Source organism: Azoarcus sp. Soil_N_20, from assembly GCF_057656155.1.
This window is the reverse complement of sequence record NZ_JBDGKX010000007.1, coordinates 1-15,114: the sequence shown is the minus strand read 5'-3', so window position 1 is coordinate 15,114 and position 15,114 is coordinate 1. Positions and strand designations below refer to the sequence as shown.

At 63.7% G+C, this 15,114-nt stretch carries 17 protein-coding genes and 1 pseudogene; 9 read left to right on the top strand and 9 right to left on the bottom strand.

Features of this window, described 5'->3' with window-relative positions:
- Window positions 1-21: 21 nt before the first annotated feature.
- Genes AC3A35_RS14900 through AC3A35_RS14885 form a run of 4 tightly spaced genes read left to right on the top strand, consistent with a single transcriptional unit; the run spans window position 22 to window position 3,771 of the window.
- The gene (locus AC3A35_RS14900; protein ID WP_487436932.1) at window positions 22-1,110 is read left to right on the top strand and encodes an NADH:flavin oxidoreductase; all 1,089 of its coding nucleotides are present in this window, start codon (window positions 22-24) and stop codon (window positions 1,108-1,110) included.
- Window positions 1,111-1,120: 10 nt separating this feature from the next.
- Entirely contained in the window at window positions 1,121-2,002 is an 882-nt protein-coding gene (gene yghU / locus AC3A35_RS14895) for a glutathione-dependent disulfide-bond oxidoreductase (protein WP_487436931.1), read from the top strand.
- A 33-nt stretch (window positions 2,003-2,035) separates the two neighbouring features.
- Window positions 2,036-2,650, top strand: a complete 615-nt coding sequence (gene gstA / locus AC3A35_RS14890; RefSeq protein ID WP_487436930.1) for a glutathione transferase GstA — start codon at window positions 2,036-2,038, stop codon at window positions 2,648-2,650.
- 26 nt (window positions 2,651-2,676) lie between these two features.
- A complete protein-coding gene (locus AC3A35_RS14885; RefSeq protein ID WP_487436929.1) occupies window positions 2,677-3,771 on the top strand; it encodes an alkene reductase in 1,095 nt (364 codons plus the stop codon).
- Between the two features lie 46 nt (window positions 3,772-3,817).
- On the opposite strand, the gene AC3A35_RS14880 is transcribed toward AC3A35_RS14885, so the two are convergent.
- Together AC3A35_RS14880 and AC3A35_RS14875 are read right to left on the bottom strand one after the other, a co-directional pair.
- Entirely contained in the window at window positions 3,818-4,135 is a 318-nt protein-coding gene (locus AC3A35_RS14880; protein WP_487436928.1) for a LysR substrate-binding domain-containing protein, read from the bottom strand.
- 250 nt (window positions 4,136-4,385) lie between these two features.
- Window positions 4,386-4,562: pseudogene (locus AC3A35_RS14875) on the bottom strand (helix-turn-helix domain-containing protein); the annotation flags it as partial.
- 145 nt (window positions 4,563-4,707) lie between these two features.
- Here AC3A35_RS14875 and AC3A35_RS14870 point away from each other — a divergent pair.
- Window positions 4,708-5,079, top strand: a complete 372-nt coding sequence (locus AC3A35_RS14870; protein ID WP_487436927.1) for a DsrE family protein — start codon at window positions 4,708-4,710, stop codon at window positions 5,077-5,079.
- A gap of 15 nt (window positions 5,080-5,094) precedes the next feature.
- Here the strand turns inward: AC3A35_RS14870 and AC3A35_RS14865 are convergent, their stop codons facing one another.
- Window positions 5,095-5,472, bottom strand: a complete 378-nt coding sequence (locus AC3A35_RS14865; protein WP_487436926.1) for a hypothetical protein — start codon at window positions 5,470-5,472, stop codon at window positions 5,095-5,097.
- A gap of 277 nt (window positions 5,473-5,749) precedes the next feature.
- Between AC3A35_RS14865 and AC3A35_RS14860 the strand changes: the two genes are divergently transcribed.
- The gene (locus AC3A35_RS14860; protein WP_487436925.1) at window positions 5,750-6,028 is read left to right on the top strand and encodes a hypothetical protein; all 279 of its coding nucleotides are present in this window, start codon (window positions 5,750-5,752) and stop codon (window positions 6,026-6,028) included.
- A gap of 730 nt (window positions 6,029-6,758) precedes the next feature.
- On the opposite strand, the gene AC3A35_RS14855 is transcribed toward AC3A35_RS14860, so the two are convergent.
- The 5 genes from AC3A35_RS14855 to AC3A35_RS14835 all read right to left on the bottom strand — a co-directional run bounded on the left by AC3A35_RS14855 (window position 6,759) and on the right by AC3A35_RS14835 (window position 12,319).
- Window positions 6,759-7,757 (bottom strand): site-specific integrase, encoded by a 999-nt coding sequence (locus AC3A35_RS14855; protein WP_487436924.1) that lies wholly within the window; start codon window positions 7,755-7,757, stop codon window positions 6,759-6,761.
- Window positions 7,754-8,695 carry a tyrosine-type recombinase/integrase gene (locus tag AC3A35_RS14850; protein WP_487436923.1) on the bottom strand — a complete coding sequence of 314 codons (942 nt, stop codon included), beginning with the start codon at window positions 8,693-8,695 and terminating at the stop codon, window positions 7,754-7,756. The genes AC3A35_RS14855 and AC3A35_RS14850 overlap by 4 nt, the downstream gene beginning before the upstream one ends.
- The gene (locus AC3A35_RS14845; RefSeq protein ID WP_487436922.1) at window positions 8,692-9,942 is read right to left on the bottom strand and encodes a tyrosine-type recombinase/integrase; all 1,251 of its coding nucleotides are present in this window, start codon (window positions 9,940-9,942) and stop codon (window positions 8,692-8,694) included. Before AC3A35_RS14845 ends, AC3A35_RS14850 begins: the two co-directional genes overlap by 4 nt.
- Before the next feature lie 44 nt (window positions 9,943-9,986).
- Complete coding sequence (locus AC3A35_RS14840) at window positions 9,987-10,613, bottom strand: tyrosine-type recombinase/integrase (protein ID WP_487436921.1); 627 nt, start codon at window positions 10,611-10,613, stop codon at window positions 9,987-9,989.
- A 155-nt stretch (window positions 10,614-10,768) separates the two neighbouring features.
- The gene (locus AC3A35_RS14835; RefSeq protein WP_487436920.1) at window positions 10,769-12,319 is read right to left on the bottom strand and encodes a winged helix-turn-helix domain-containing tetratricopeptide repeat protein; all 1,551 of its coding nucleotides are present in this window, start codon (window positions 12,317-12,319) and stop codon (window positions 10,769-10,771) included.
- Window positions 12,320-12,492: 173 nt separating this feature from the next.
- On the opposite strand from AC3A35_RS14835, the gene AC3A35_RS14830 reads away from it, so the two are divergent.
- From AC3A35_RS14830 to AC3A35_RS14820, 3 genes are read left to right on the top strand one after another with little or no spacing between them, the layout of a single operon-like run.
- Complete coding sequence (locus tag AC3A35_RS14830) at window positions 12,493-13,248, top strand: SDR family oxidoreductase (protein WP_487436919.1); 756 nt, start codon at window positions 12,493-12,495, stop codon at window positions 13,246-13,248.
- Window positions 13,249-13,262: 14 nt separating this feature from the next.
- A complete protein-coding gene (locus AC3A35_RS14825; protein ID WP_487436918.1) occupies window positions 13,263-13,742 on the top strand; it encodes a carboxymuconolactone decarboxylase family protein in 480 nt (159 codons plus the stop codon).
- Window positions 13,743-13,779: 37 nt separating this feature from the next.
- The gene (locus tag AC3A35_RS14820) at window positions 13,780-14,181 is read left to right on the top strand and encodes a cupin domain-containing protein (RefSeq protein WP_487436917.1); all 402 of its coding nucleotides are present in this window, start codon (window positions 13,780-13,782) and stop codon (window positions 14,179-14,181) included.
- A 624-nt stretch (window positions 14,182-14,805) separates the two neighbouring features.
- Here AC3A35_RS14820 and AC3A35_RS14815 read toward each other — a convergent pair.
- Window positions 14,806-15,114: peptide-methionine (S)-S-oxide reductase (locus AC3A35_RS14815; RefSeq protein WP_487436916.1), on the bottom strand; the 309-nt coding region annotated here is incomplete at its 5' end.

The following is a 15,114-nucleotide window of genomic DNA, read 5'->3' as shown; positions in this document are numbered from 1 at the left end:
CCACTTCATTGGAGATTCTTCATGTCCGTTTCAGATCTCTTCAAGCCGCTCACCCTGCTGCACGGCCCTGCCATGCGGAACCGTTTCATGCTGGCACCGCTCACCAACCAGCAAAGCGAAATCGACGGTACCGCGTCCGAGTTCGACCATCACTGGATGGAGCAGATCGCGGAAGGTGGCTACGGCCTGGCCCAAACCTGCGCCACAACCGTGGAAGCGGGTGGCATTGCCTTCGCGCGCCAGCTGGGCATCCACTGCGACGCCCATCTGCCGGGCCTGACTAAGCTGGCCACGTCGCTGCGCATGGGCAACACCCTGTCGGCGGTGCAACTGCACCATGCCGGACATCGAGCCAATCCGCTGCTGGGGGGCATCCCCGCGCCAGCCTCCAGCAACACGCTGCCAGGCGTCAAGGCGCTGACGACGCAAGAAGTCGAGCGCATCCGAGACAGCTTCATCACCGCCGCACTGCGCGCGGAGGAGGCGGGCTTCAATGGCGTGGCTGCCCGCGGCGCGTTCGGTTGGATCCTGTCAGAGTTCATGTCCCCCTGTCTCAACGACCGCACCGACAAGTACGGCGGCAGCGTCGAGAACAGGGCTCGTCTCACGCTGGAGGTCCTCGAAGGTATTCGGCGTGCCTGCGGGCCCGATTTCCAGATCGGCTGGCGCCTGTCGATCGAGCGCTATGGGCTGCAACTGGAGGAGCTGCGCGAGATCACCGCCCACATCCTCGACCGGGAGCTAATCGACTATCTGGACCTCGCGCTGTGGGACTCTGCCCAGATCGTCCAGGATGGACGGTTCCAGGGCAAATTGATGCTCAGCGTCTTCACCGACCTTCCCCGCAAGGGCGTGCGCGTGGGGACAGCAGGCAAGATCATGAGCGCCCAGCGCTGCGGGCAACTACTGGACGAAGGCTGCGACTTCGTGCTGATCGGCCGCGCCAGCATCCTTCAGCGGGACTTCCCGTTGCAAGTCCAAGCCAACCCGCAATTCGACTGCCCGCGCATGCCGGTGCCGGCGGGATACCTGCGCTCGGGCGGATTAAGCGAGCGCTTCATCAATCACATGCGCGGATGGCAGACCTTTGTTTCACCTGGATCTTTATAGGAGAAAACCAATGACCGAGCCCTCTTTCGACAATCAACCCGCAGGCTACGTGCCGCCCAAAATCTGGCATCCCAAGACCGCCTATGCCGGTGCGTTCGCCAGCATCAACCGCCCCGAGTCGGGTGCCCGGTTCGAGTGCGAATTGCCGGTTGGCAAACACCCGATCCAGCTCTATTCGCAGGGGACACCCAATGGTCAGAAGGTGACGATCATGCTGGAGGAGTTGCTGGCGGCAGGGCATGCCGGTGCTGAGTACGACGCCTGGCTGATCGACATCTTCAAGGGGGACCAGTTCGGCAACGGCTTCGTCGGCCTCAATCCCAACGCCAAGATCCCGGCGCTAATGGACCAGTCGACCGACCCGGCCACGCGCGTGTTCGAGAGTGGCTCGATCCTGGTGTACCTAGCGGAGCGCTTCGGCGCGTTCCTGCCGACGGAGCGCCGGGCGCGGACCGAGACGTTCAACTGGCTAATGTGGCAGATGGGGTCGGCGCCCTTCGTCGGCGGCGGCCTGGGCCACTTCTACGCCTATGCGCCATTCAAGATCGAATATGCGATCGACCGCTATGCGATGGAAACCAAGCGCCAGCTCCACGTGTTGGACACGCACCTGGCCTCGCATGAGTTCCTCGCCGGCGACCAGTACACGATTGCCGACATGGCGGTCTGGCCGTGGTACCCCGGCAGCCTGTACGGGGTCTACAACACACACGAATTTCTGGCCGTCGAGCACTACACGCACCTGCTCCGTTGGTACCAGTCGATCGCCGCGCGGCCTGCCGTAGCACGGGGCCGGGTTGTCAACCGTATCTCCGGAGTGCCCGGTGAATTCCTGCGCGAGCGCCATGACGCGAGCGATTTCGATGCATTGCGGCCGGCGAACTCTCGATAAGCCATCCAACCACGTAACGACGGATCTATGACGATGAAACTCTATTATTCGCCCGGCTCTTGCGGGCTCGCATCCCAGATCGCCTTGTACGAGGCCGGGCAGACATTCGATCTGGTGAAGGTCGACTTCAAGACGAAGACCACGGTCGAAGGCGACTACTTTCAGGTGACGCCCAAGGGCTTCGTACCCGCGCTCAAGCTGGACGACGGCGACCTCCTCACCGAAGGTGCCGTCATCCTGCAATGGATCGCAGACAAGCATCCGGACGCCAGGCTCCTTCCATTGTTCGGAACCCGGGAGCGCTACACCGCGCTGGAGTGGCTCAACTTCGTGGCCAGCGACCTGCACAAGAGCATGGCGGTGATGTTCTCGCCCTTCCTCGACGAAGCGACGAAGAAGCGGTTCGCGGATGGCAACCTGACCAGCAAGTTCGAATACATCGAAGAGCACCTGTCCAGGAACGACTACGTTCTGGGCGCGCAGTTCTCGGTCGCTGATGCGTACCTGTACAACGTCCTTTCATGGCCGCTGCGGATAAAGATCGACATCACGGGTTACGCATGCATCCAGAAATTCATGGCACGCATGGAACGGCGGGCGAGTGTGCGCGCGGCATTGGAAGCCGAAGGCCTCCAGGTCAATGAATGAACTCCCAATACCTTACGAGAACTTCCATGCCGACACTTTTTGATCCCATCGCGCTGGGTGCCCTCAAGGCCTCCAACCGCACCTTCATGGCGCCACTGACCCGGGCGCGCGCCACCCGAGACCATGTGCCGACGCCCATCATGGCCGACTACTATGCGCAGCGTGCCTCGGCCGGTCTGATCATCGGGGAGGCCACTGGCATTTCGCGCCAGGCTGTTGGCTGGCCCTATGTGCCGGGACTGTGGTCCGCAGAGCAAGTCACAGCGTGGAAGCCTGTCACGCACGCGGTGCATGCCAAGGGCGGGCTGATCTTCGCGCAGCTGTGGCACATGGGCCGCATGGCCCATTCGGCTGTGACGGGCCACCAGCCTGTGTCGGCCAGTGCCACGGCCATGCTGGGAGATGCGCACACCTATGAAGGCAAGAAGCCATTCGAAATCGCCAGACCACTGACGGCAGAGGAGATCCCCGGTCTGATCTCCGACTACGTGACCGCGGCAAACAACGCGATGGCCGCAGGCTTCGATGGCGTTCAGATCCACGCCGCCAACGGCCAACTGATCGATCAATTCTTGCGGGACGGAACCAATGCCCGGGCGGACGAATACGGCGGTAGCATCGAGAACCGCGTGCGCTTGCTAGGCCTGGTCACACAGGCCGTTGCCAACGCAGTGGGCGCTGATCGCACGGCGGTTCGCCTGTCTCCCAATGGCGAGAGCTACGGCGTGGACGACAGCCATCCGGCGCCACTGTTCACGGCGGCAGCGGACATCCTGAACGCCATTGGTATCGCCTTCTTGGAACTGCGAGAACCTGGCCCGGACGGGACTTTCGGCGCCACCGATGTGCCTCGCCTGTCTCCACAGATTCGCAGGCATTTCAAAGGAGCGCTGGTACTCAACAGCGACTACACAATAGCGCGCGCCAGGGCCGACCTCGACAGCGGGCTGGCCGATGCGATCAGCTTTGGGCGCCCCTTTCTGGCGAACCCCGATCTGGTTCAGCGCCTGCGCGAAGGCGCGCCCCTGAACCAGGACGTGATGGCGACGTACTACAGCCAGGGGGCCGAGGGTTATACCGACTACCCCACGCAGGCGAGCCGCACACAAGCCCTTGCTTGAGCGGCTGGCCGCTGCGTTGGAGGCAGAGGGGCGTCCCGCGCGCCCGTCACGCCCCTGCCGCGCGCGAGCCATCCAAGCGCTCGCGCAGTGGTCCACATAGGTGTTCCACCAACGTGGACAAGCGCACCGAGCCATGCCGGTTGCGCGGGTAGACCAGGGACAGAGGGCGCGCCTGTGGCGCGTGGCTCTGCAGAACGGGCACCAAGTCCCCGCGCTCGCAGGCCTCCAGCACCTGGTAGTGCAGGAAGCGGCGGAAGCCCTGGCCGGCGATGCAGGCGGCCAGGTTCGCGCCGACGGTGTTGCAGGCCAGGCGTCCGCCGACCTTGACGCGCTCGCGTCGGCCGTTGCTCAGAAACTCCCACATGCCGGGGTCGCCCACGCCGCCGAACGAGGTTGACCACCCGGTCCAGCAGCAGCAACTGCACCTCCACGCGCGGGTAGCGCTGCAGGTAGCTGGCCACCAGAGGGGCCACGTGCAGCTCGCCGAACTTGACCGAGGCCGTCATCGTGATGCTGCCCGCAGGCTCGGCCTGGTTCTGGCGCATCGCCTGCTCGGACTCGGCCACCGCGGCGCGGATGGCCAGCGCATGCTCGCGGTAGGCCCGCCCCTCGTCGGTGATGGCCACGCGCCGCGTGTTGCGGTTGAACAGGCGCACGCCCAGGTGGCTCTCCAGCGCTGCCAGCGTGCGCACGACGCTGGGCAGCGACAGCGACATGGCATCGGCCGCCCGGGTCAGGCTGCCGCGCTCGGCGATTTCGAGAAAGACCTCGATGGCATGCAGACGGTCCATGGCATCCCTTTGACTACTGCGAATTTTGCAGCAATAAAGTCAGTTTTTCGGAATTTATCTCTGTTCGGTGGATGGATAGATTCCTGTCAGGGCGGCACACCCCAAGCTTCTTTCACCCATCGCCGCCCCTTAAAAGGATTGCTCCATGAAAACAGTCATCGTCGTCTTCTCCGATCCCAAGGCCGGCAGCGAAGAGGCCTTGGGCCGCGTCTTCAACGCGCTCTTCCTCGCCTACGCGCTGAAGGAGAAAAAGCAGGATTTCGACCTCGTCTTCCAGGGTGCTGGTGTCCGCCGGCCCGCCGAACTGGCGCTGCCCGAGCACTCCGCCCACGCGTTGTACGTGGCCGTGCTGGACCGCATCGTGGCGTGCGGCGGCTGCGCCGATGTGTTCGGTGCCGGCGCAGGCCTGGCACCGACGGGCGTCACCCTCGTGCTTGACAAGTCCATCCCGGGCACGTCGGGCGTGCTCGACCTGTCGCGCCACCTGGACGCCGGCCACCGGCTCGTGACCTTCTGACCCTGCAGCCTGGGATCACATATGGACGATACCCACTTCCACCGCGGCGAACGCTTGGTCCAAGAGCGGACCGGTGAGCGTGCCACCGCGCTGATCAACAGCCGCAACATCAGCCCGCGCGTGCCCGCGGCGGCCCGTGCGTTCGTGGGCCAGCAGCAGTGGTGTGTCATCGGCGCGGCCGACAACTCGGGGGCCGTCCATGCCAGCCTGCTGGCGGGCGAGGCCGGTTTCGTGCAGGCCAGCGAGGAGCTCGATCGCCTGTGCATGGCGCTCGACGACCCGCACGACCACCTGGCAACCATGGCGCCGCTCTGTGATCTGCATACCGGCCAGTCCGTGGCCGTGCTGCTCATCGAATTGCAGAAGCGGCGGCGTCTGCGCGTCAATGGCCATGTGGGCTTGGTGTCAGCCAATCGCCTTGAGGTAATCGTGGGGCAGGCGTTTCCGGTGTGCCCCCGGTACATCCAGAAGCGCCAGCCCGAGGCCGTGGCGACTGACGAGGAGGCCTCACCTGCCGTGCCAGCCGCAGGGGCCGTGCTAGACGACACCGTGGCGGCCTGGATCGATGCCGCCGACACGCTGTTCATCGCCAGCCAGCCTGGGCCCCGCCGGCGAGGCCGACGTGTCGCACCGCGGCGGGCGGCCCGGATTCGTACGACGGTGCGGCCAGGTGCTGCGCATCCCCGACTACCACGGCAACAGCATGTTCAACACGTTGGGCAACCTGGAAGTCGAGCCGCGCTGCGGCCTGGTGCTGCCCGATGTCGACGGGGCCCGCCAATTGCAGCTGACGGGCCTCGCACGGGTCTGCTTCGATGTGGCCGACGGCATTGAGCACACCGGGGGCACCGGCCGGTGGATCGAGTTCACGGTCGAGCGCTGGCGCGCCACGCCGCTGAACCAGCCGCTGCGTTGGAGCTTCCTGGAACCCTCGCCCTTCAACCCTTGAGGAACAACGTGCAACCGCCGCTGGGCCTAGTCATCATCGACAAGCAGACCGTGGCCGACGCCACCATAAACGGATACGCTGTCAAGATATGAACGGCCAGTTTTGCCCTTAGCGGTCGTTCAACCTGCGAATTCTGAGCGTCAGCAACATTCCGGAGCGGTCGGACGCTGGTTTGCGACGACCGGCCGCTACTGGCCGGGTCGAGCCAATCCGGGGGTCAAGTTGGCCGCCGCAAACCGATCACCCAAGACGATCCAGCGAGGGAAATCCTGGCCGGATCTCCAACGGCAGGTCATGGCCGGGCTGAGAACTCGGCAAGGCGATGGCTAAGGTCTGGAGCGCTCAGAAAGCTGTCTGTCGTAAGCGGAAAGTCGCTCACCCAAGCCAACGACAGCTTACGGGCGTGCAGCCCCTCCCAACGTCAGCTTTGCGGAAAAACGGCGACCGGCCGGTTGTGGCCGATACATCCCTCTCGACGATGCAGCCGAAAGCGGCCGCTTGCCGCCTTGAGGCGGTTTGACGAGCGGCCGCAGTTGGGTCAGATCTCTATCTGCTCAGAGATCTCCAATGCATCATCGACCTCGATGCCGAGGTAGCGGACCGTCGACTCAAGTCTATTGCCAGCTGGCAATAGGCTGGACTATCTCCCGCGCCGGACTATGTCCCGCTGCGCCGCCTGCCCCCTGGTGACGAAGGGGCGTGTGACTCCTGCGGGACATAATCGGCACGGCTACAGACTCTTCAGGAAGGCCAACAGGCGATCGTCGGGTCGATACCTGCCGGGTTTGCCCTCGGGAGGTGTGGCCATGTCCAGAACCCGCTGCTTCAACTCAAGGTTGGCATCCAGGTAGATCTGCGTCGTCTCGATCGACTCATGACCGAGCCACAACGCGATCACGCACTGCTCGGCACCTTCGCGGAGGAGGTCCATTGCCGTCGTGTGCCGAAGCACATGAGGACTCACCCGTTTATGCTTCAGCGATGGGCAGGCGTCGGTAGCGACGGCAACGTGTTTGGCCAACAGGTAGTGCACGCCATGGGCGCTCAATTGCCCGCCTCTCGCGTTCGGGAACAACGGCTGAGCGGGTGCCCTGACTGGCTCTCTCACCCAGGCAGCCAGGACGGCTCGGGTGTTCTTGCTCAGCGGCGTACACCGCTCCTTACGCCCCTTTCCGACTACGCGCACGTGCGCGCCGCACCCCAGATGCAGATCCTCCTGCCGAAGGCTGGTTAGCTCCGACAGGCGCAACCCTGTCTGCACCGCCAGCAGAATAAGCGCGTGATCGCGGCGCCCTGACCATGTGCGCTGATCCGGCGCAGCGAGTAACGCATCGACCTCTTGTCGATTCAGGAACGGGACCAAGGTACGCGTGAAACGCTTGGCTGGAATGGCCAGCACGCGCTGGATCTGCGCGGCATGGACGGGTGCCTCGAACGCCGCGTAGCGGAAGAACGAGTGGATTGCCGTCAGGCGTAGGTTGCGTGTTCTGGCGGTCACGGCGCGGACCTTCTCCATCTCGTCGAGGAAGGCAACGACCAGTGGAGCATCTATGTCCTCCATCTCCAGCGTCGAAGGTGCCTTGTGAAGTCGTTTCTGCACGAACTGCAGTAGTAGCCGGAACGTGTCGCGGTAGGAGGCGATCGTGTGGGCACTGGCTTGACGCTGCTGCATTAGCCGCTGTGTGAAGAAGCCTTCCAGCAGCGGGGCAAAGCTCGCCTGGCTCCTCATGATGACTCTCCCCAGCGCCGCTCCAGTCGCGCCATCGCCTGCGCCATCAGCTCGGGGCAGCTACTCAGATACCAGTAAGTGTCTGCCACGCACACGTGCCCGAGGTAGGTCGACAGAACCGGCAGTCGCCGCGCCGGATCCTCTCCAGCCTCGTACCAACGCGTGAGCACCTGGACGGCAAGACGATGCCTCAAGTCATGCAGCCTGGGGCCTTTGCTTGCGCCGGGCGCGCGCAGGCCGGTTTGCCGCGACAGCGCGTAGAAGGCTCGATGAACTCGGCCAAGGTCCAGCCGGGTGCCACGGTTGGAGACAAACACGTAGGCAGAACCGCGCGGTCCCAGGAACTGTTCGCGACGCTCAAGGTAGTCGGCGAGCACCGTGCGTGTGCTCGGATGGGTGGGTACCAGCCGAGATCGGCCAAGCTTGGCAGCCCGAATCGTCAGCAAGTCTTGATTGAGATCGACGTCGTCAAGTTTCAGATCGAGTGCCTCGGAGATCCTTAACCCCGTGATGCAGAGCAATCCCAGAAGGCAGTAAAACACCCATGGCCGCAAGGGCGTCGACGGCCATTTCGTCGGCAGCTTCAGTGCCGCATCCAGCAAGCGTTGCACTTCCAACTCGGTGTACAGGTAGGGCCTGGCGCGGGTCGATCGGTGCGGCAACAGCTCCGGCGGAGGAACCTCGGTGAGGGCGTCTGTGATGCTGCAGTAGCGAGCGAAGCCGCGCACGAAGCCTAGACGTCGCGCCCACTCCGCAGGTTGAACGTTCTTGGACTGTTGCGCCCACTCCAGAGCCAGTTGGACGGTGATGTGGTGTGCCTGACGCTCATCCATAAAGGCGACGAACCGTGGCAGCAGAAGGCGGGCGTCGTGCATCTTGAAGCCCAGACCACGGCGCAGTGCAAGGTAGCCCTGCAAGGTCTCACGAAGCGTGTTCATCGTGCACCTCCTGGCCAGGGCAAGGCCAAGGACCGTAGTGACTTGATGTCCACCCTGGCATAAATGGACGTACTCTGTGGGCTGCGATGGCGCAAGACCTCGCCGATCTCGGAGAGCGAGGCACCACCTTGCAGCATGCGCACGGCCAAGGCGTGCCGGAACTGGTGCGACCCGCGGTGGGGTGCATTGACCTCGCCGCGCCGGAGCGCGTAGCGCACGATGGAGCCGATCCCGTCGGAGCCTTCCAGCAGGCCACGGATCGGCGCCATAGAGCGCAGGAACAGGTGCCGGTCTGTGCTGGTGGGCCGCCCACGTTCGAGATACACAGCGATGGCCTCGCCGACATCGGCGGGCATTGGCAAAAGGCACTCTCGCCCACCCTTGCCTCGCACTCGCAGGTGCCCTGTGTCCCAGTCGCAATCTTCGAGCGTCAGCGCGATGATCTCGTGAGCGCGCAACCCCAAACGGGCCAAGAGCAGCAACACCGCGCGGTCGCGCCGGCCGATTGCAGTGCTGATGTCGCAGCTGTCGATTGCACGTTGCGCATGAGCGGGCGATATGGCCTTGGGCAGCCGTGGCGTGGTGGTCCAGGTGGCCACGGATGGCACGGATGCAACGAGTCCGGGGCCCACCTCGCCACGATACTGCGCGTAGCGAAGGAGCGAACGCATTCCGTTCACGACACGCTTCAGGGACGGCGGCTGCATGCGTTTGGTTCGGCATTGCACGAACTCGATTACATCGGCGGCGCGCAGCACGCGCAGATCGACCCTGTCGCGTCCGAAGAGCTCAGAGAGGAACTCCCGTGCGACAGTTGTGTAGCACTCGATCGTCGCGGCGGCCAAGCCTTGGTGATTCCGAAGGTGCTGTCCAAAACGGGCAGCAAGTTCGTCCGCCGGTGTGGCGACGATGCGGGCAACTTCGCATACACCGTGACCGCGCAAGAATCGCAGCAGGTCAGTTACTTCATAGCACTCGCGGCGCCGGGTCTCGGCGCGGATGCGCCGGTGACAACGTCGCCGGCGGCGCTGGTACTGCTCGATGTGAGTTTCGCAGAGCTCAGCCAACGCCACGCCATGCTTTGCAAGCCAACGGTCGAACGACACTGCGTGCCGCGCCTTGATGTGGACGACGCTCGCTGCGTACTGTTGGTCGATCAACGATGCGACAAACGCGCCAAGATGTCCGGCAAGCGGGCCAGTGGCCCGGCAGACAAGCACCACAGCGCTCTCATACGACGGTTCCATGACTTTCTCCTTGCTGCAGGCAGTAGTGCCTACAAGGAGTGTCGCTATGTACCGTGCGCTGAGCACCGACCCATGATGTTCCAACCCGTATCACGATCACGGGACATAGTCCGGCGCGGGAGATAGTCCAGCTTAGAATGCCCAAGTAGGAGTTGAACGGCCCGAAGGTTCTTCGTGCGCTTGTAGATCAACGCCGCCTTCGTACGCCGCATTGAGTGCGTGCCGTAGGCAGAAGGGTCCAGCCCGGCGGCGATGACCCAGTGCTCGACGATCCTCGCATACTGGCGGGTGGAAACATGCGGTGAACCGTGCAGCCGGCTTGGGAAGAGGAAGTCATCTGGCCTCAAGCCGGCCTTTGCGATCCAGGCTGACACCGCCGTGCGCGTCGGCTCGGTCAGTTCGAACTGAACAGGTCGCTGCGTCTTCCTCTGGACGACCATCGCGCGCGAGAGCACCTGACTTCCGTGCGTCACGTCGCGAACGCGCAGGCTGACCAGGTCACAGCCTCGGAGCTTGCTGTCTATCGCAAGGTTGAACATAGCGAGGTCGCGCACCTCGTGGGCGTTCTGCAGATGGATGCGTATGGCCCAGATGTCTTTGGGCTTGAGCGGCGCCTTCTGGCCAACCAGCTTTCCCTTGTTCCAGGCTTCCCGATGTTCGCGGGCTTCCATGACAGACTCCTTGCTATTGATCGGAGCCTGATTCTTTAACTCGTGACGACTGGCTGCTATGGGGGAAGATGCCGACCCGAACTATCGGCCACGAGTGGTCATTCAGGACGATCGGCGCTGCTGCATTCCTTCACGATAACCGCTGCGGCACCCATTTATTTCGGCAGCCCTGCTCTTCGCAGACCTTCCATCAAGGTGGCGAGATTCTCCGGCCGGTGGATCGGTAGCCAGTCCGCGAGATTGGAGAGGCGCAACCCGGGGTCGAGTTCGCGCAGATGGCCCACGGCGCGCTGCGCTTCGGCAGTCCGTCCGGCGAGCGCAAGGCTTGCCGCGAGGGTGGCAGCGACGAGCAGCAGGCTGGGCAATTCCCGCAATGCCTTCTCCGCCCATGATGAAGCCGTATCGAAGTGCCCCATGAAGAGATGCGCGGCCGCCATGCCGGCCTGCATCTTATAGAGCTCCGGGTCGAGAGGGCTCAAACGCATGGCATGCGCAAAGTGCTCGACGGCTTCTTCCGTTTCGCCGTGCCAGAGTCTGAGGAATGCGCCGAGGAACCACGCCGCCGCAAGGTTGGGATTGAGCACGAGCGCCTTGTCCAGCAAGGCGATGCCGCCGGAAAGGTCGCGGTCAAGATGGCCAAGCGCGTGCCCGCATCGGGTTAGCGCGACCGCATCGTCCTTGCCCAATTCGACGGCCCGGCGAGCCAGTCGGACGCCCTCGGCCATTTCCCGCGGACGATCGGTCATCCAGCCGTTGATCTTCCGCCAGCAGTGGCACCACGCTGCCATCGCGTAGGCCGACGCGAATTCGGGATCGCACTCGATGGCCCTGTGGAAGAGCGGCAGCGCCTGGTTGATCGCCTCCCGGGTTCCGTGATGCAGCCAAGCCATTCCGCGCAGGTAGTAATCGTAGGCGTCGAGGCTTTCGGTCGGCTTGTGCCGCGCACGCTCGATTTCCGCGCGCTCGAGCTGGGGAGCGATCGCGCCGACCACGGTCTCGGTGATCTGATCCTGCAGCGCAAAGATGTCTCCGAGTACCCCTTGGAAGCGGCCGGCCCACTGGTGCGAACCGGTGGTGGCATCGATCAGCTGGCCGGTGATGCGCACACGATTGTCGGCTTTGCGCCAGCTACCTTCCAGCACGTAGCGGACGCCCAGCTCGCGGCCGACCTGTTTCACGTCCACGGCGCGACCCTTGTAGGTGAAGCTCGAATTGCGCGCGACGACGAAAAGCCAGCGATACTGCGACAAAGCCGCGATGATGTCTTCGACCACGCCGTCGGCCAGATAGTCCTGCTCCGGATCCCCGCTCAGATTCACGAAGGGCAGGACCGCGATGGACGGTTTGGCAGGCATGGCCGGCGTTAGCGCCGGCATTTCGCCGGATCCGGCGCCGGGCGCGCCAGCGCCCTCTGCTGACCCGGCTTCTCTCAGGTCGGCGACGAAGCGGAATCCCTTGCGGGCGATCGTCCGAATCACGCGTTGTTGCTGGCCGTCGTCGCCGACGGCCTTGCGCACGGCGTTGATGTGACTCGCCAGGGTCGATTCCGAGATGATTCGGCCGCCCCATACGGCGGCGATCAGATCGTCCCTGCTGACGACGCGCTCGCGGTGCTCCGCCAGGTAGACCAGCAGGTCGAAGACCTTGGGCGCAGTCGCAACAATCCCGAACACTCGGGAGAGCTCCCGCCGGTCCAGGTCGAGCACGCAGTCGTCAAACACTAGAGGCATTCAGGGCTCCATCTCGGTCCTGGACAAGCATCCAAGCCAAATCCAAGAAAAACCCAAGGCGTCGACAAAGTCTTCGGTCGGGCTGCCGAGCACACTGCATCCATCGATCGCGGTCATCACGTGATCGACACTCAACCGAGGAGCAGAGCATGAAAATCGTTGTTATCGGCGGTACCGGCCTTATCGGATCGAACATTGTAGACAGGCTGCGTCTCGATGGGCATGAGACGGTGGCGGCATCGCCCCGCACCGGCGTCAATGCGATCACGGGGGAAGGACTGGCCGAAGCGCTTGCAGGCGTGCAGGTCGTGGTCGACGTGAGCAATTCGCCCTCGTTCGAAGACCGGGCTGTACTGGAATTCTTCGAGACGTCCAGCCGGAATCTGCTGGCCGCGGAAGCCGTCGCGGGCGTCGAGCATCACGTCGCACTCTCGATCGTCGGCACCGATCGCCTGCCCGACAACGGTTACTTCCGTGCAAAAGTCGCCCAGGAGAACCTGATCAAGGCGTCGACGATTCCCTACACGATCCTGCGCGCGACCCAGTTCTTCGAGTTCATCGGGGGCATCATCGATTCGAGCGCCAACGGCGGCACGATTCGTCTGTCGCCAGCCCTGATCCAGCCCATCGCCGCGGACGACGTCGCGGCCGTGCTGGCGGATCTCGCAGTCGGGACGCCGCTGAATGGCACCGTCGAGGTCGCCGGACCGGACCGCTACCCGCTCGACGAACTGGCGCGCAAGTTCCTCGCCGCCCGCCAAGACCGACGCGAGGTCATCGCCGACGTCCATGCGCGCTATTTCGGCAGCGAGCTGGACGACCGATCGCTGGTCGCCGGCGATAACCCGTACATCGGACCGACACGTTTCCACAACTGGCTCAGCCGCTCGCCGGCGCGCGCATAAGAGGAGTATCCATCATGACCCAGCGCATCGACTACCAGAAGCAATCCCCCGAGCTGTTCAAGAAATTGCTTGCATTCAGCATGGCCCTCAACGAGTCCGCGTTCGAGCAGTCGATCCGTCATCTCGTGGATATCAGGGCGTCGCAGATCAACGGCTGCGCGTTCTGCGTCGATATGCACGTCAAGGAAGCGACGCTGCACGGCGAGCGTCCGCTCAGGCTGCATCATATCGCCATCTGGCGCGAGTCAACGCTGTTCAGCGCCCGCGAGCGGGCTGCACTGGAATGGACCGAAGCCCTGACCCGGAATCTCGCCGAAGGTGTGTCCGACGACGTCTATGAGCGCGTCCGCGCGCAGCTGTCCGAGAAGGAATTGTCCGATCTGACCTTCCTCGTGATGTCGATCAATGCCTGGAACCGCGTCAATGTCGGCGTCCGCGTCGTACCCGGTTCGTACGACAAGGCCTTCGGCCTGGAAAAGTCCGGCCTGTCCTGATCAGCCATCCGCACCGACCCACGACAAGGAGCAAACCATGCTGAAATTCAGAACCCTCGCTGTCGCGCTGCTGTTGGCAGCCGGCGCCGCCGACGCACAAAAAACGCCGCCCGAAGCACATGTGACGCCGCTGATGACCAAAGCACTCGCCGACTATCCGGGCAAGGAAGCGACCGTAATCACGGTCGACTACCCACCCGGCGGAGAAAGCGCCGTGCATCGTCACAACGCGCATGCATTCGTCTATGTGCTGGAGGGCTCGATCGTGATGGGGGTGCGTGGCGGCAAGACCGTCACGCTGACTCCGGGCCAGACCTTCTACGAGGCCCCGGACGATATACACACAGTCTCGCGCAACGCCAGCCGAACCGAAGCCGCGAAGTTCATGGTCGTCCTGGTGAAGAACAGTGGGGCCCCCATCGTGACGCCGGCGCGATGACTTTGGCATGGCCTCCGCCTGACCCGCTGGTTGCCCGTTATAGAGGCGGCGACCGGGCCACACCCGACGACACGCGCCTCGGCCACGGGCCGGCTGGGTAGCGTCGTGTGTATCGACGGGCATACTTGCCCTAAAGGAACAACATGCATGTACTGAACGATAAGGTCATCATCGTGACGGGCGGAAGCTCTGGCATCGACCGAGCAGCGGCCTTGGGCTTTGCCAGACTGGGTGCCAAGGTGCCGATCGGAAGAAGCGGCGGCAGTTGCAGTGCGGAAGCGCGAAAGGACACCCCTCTAGCGGCGCGGAAACCCGGATGATATCGCCCGTTGAATCGTGCAGATCGCTGATCCTACATCGGAATGGGTCACCGGACAGGTGATCACCGTCGACGGTGGTCTGGGGCTCGCATAGGTACGCGGCCTCGATTATCGAGTGGAAAATGCAAGGCGAGGCCCGCCCGTCCAGGGATCGATTTGGCTCGCTAAGACCCGTTCGATACAGCGGAGACCCGCGTTCGACGGCGCTGAACGCCATGCGGCTGCTTTCCGAAACACTGCCGTCGCTCAATCGGAGCAGGATGGCCGTCAGCAATGGCCGAGGACTGAACGTCGGCCACTGCCGCTATCCGACGTCCTTCGCGGCACGCTTCGGCAGGACCCAGCCGGCGCGCGGATAGTGGCAGGTGTAGCCGCCAGGATAGCGTTCGAGATAGTCCTGGTGCTCCGGCTCGGCTTCCCAGAAATCACCGACCGGGCTGAGCTCGGTCACGACCCGGCCCGGCCAGAGCCCGGACGCCTCGACGTCGGCGATCGTGTCGAGCGCGACTTTCCGCTGCCGCTCATCGGCAAAGTAGATCGCCGAACGATAGGACGCACCGATATCGTTGCCCTGGCGGTCGCGCGTGGTCGGATCGTGAATCTGGAAGAAATA

Bases quoted from the DNA above. Each gene is read 5' to 3' on its own strand.
- AC3A35_RS14850 (WP_487436923.1), bottom strand. From the start codon at position 8,695: ATGAACACGCTTCGTGAGACCTTGCAGGGCTACCTTGCACTGCGCCGT.
- AC3A35_RS14845 (WP_487436922.1), bottom strand. From the start codon at position 9,942: ATGGAACCGTCGTATGAGAGCGCTGTGGTGCTTGTCTGCCGGGCCACT.
- AC3A35_RS14840 (WP_487436921.1), bottom strand. From the start codon at position 10,613: ATGGAAGCCCGCGAACATCGGGAAGCCTGGAACAAGGGAAAGCTGGTT.
- yghU (WP_487436931.1), top strand. From the start codon at position 1,121: ATGACCGAGCCCTCTTTCGACAATCAACCCGCAGGCTACGTGCCGCCC.
- AC3A35_RS14820 (WP_487436917.1), top strand. From the start codon at position 13,780: ATGCTGAAATTCAGAACCCTCGCTGTCGCGCTGCTGTTGGCAGCCGGC.
- gstA (WP_487436930.1), top strand. From the start codon at position 2,036: ATGAAACTCTATTATTCGCCCGGCTCTTGCGGGCTCGCATCCCAGATC.
- AC3A35_RS14880 (WP_487436928.1), bottom strand. From the start codon at position 4,135: ATGTGGGAGTTTCTGAGCAACGGCCGACGCGAGCGCGTCAAGGTCGGC.
- AC3A35_RS14900 (WP_487436932.1), top strand. From the start codon at position 22: ATGTCCGTTTCAGATCTCTTCAAGCCGCTCACCCTGCTGCACGGCCCT.
- AC3A35_RS14830 (WP_487436919.1), top strand. From the start codon at position 12,493: ATGAAAATCGTTGTTATCGGCGGTACCGGCCTTATCGGATCGAACATT.
- AC3A35_RS14855 (WP_487436924.1), bottom strand. From the start codon at position 7,757: ATGAGGAGCCAGGCGAGCTTTGCCCCGCTGCTGGAAGGCTTCTTCACA.
- AC3A35_RS14865 (WP_487436926.1), bottom strand. From the start codon at position 5,472: ATGGCCATTGACGCGCAGACGCCGCCGCTTCTGCAATTCGATGAGCAG.
- AC3A35_RS14825 (WP_487436918.1), top strand. From the start codon at position 13,263: ATGACCCAGCGCATCGACTACCAGAAGCAATCCCCCGAGCTGTTCAAG.
- AC3A35_RS14870 (WP_487436927.1), top strand. From the start codon at position 4,708: ATGAAAACAGTCATCGTCGTCTTCTCCGATCCCAAGGCCGGCAGCGAA.
- AC3A35_RS14885 (WP_487436929.1), top strand. From the start codon at position 2,677: ATGCCGACACTTTTTGATCCCATCGCGCTGGGTGCCCTCAAGGCCTCC.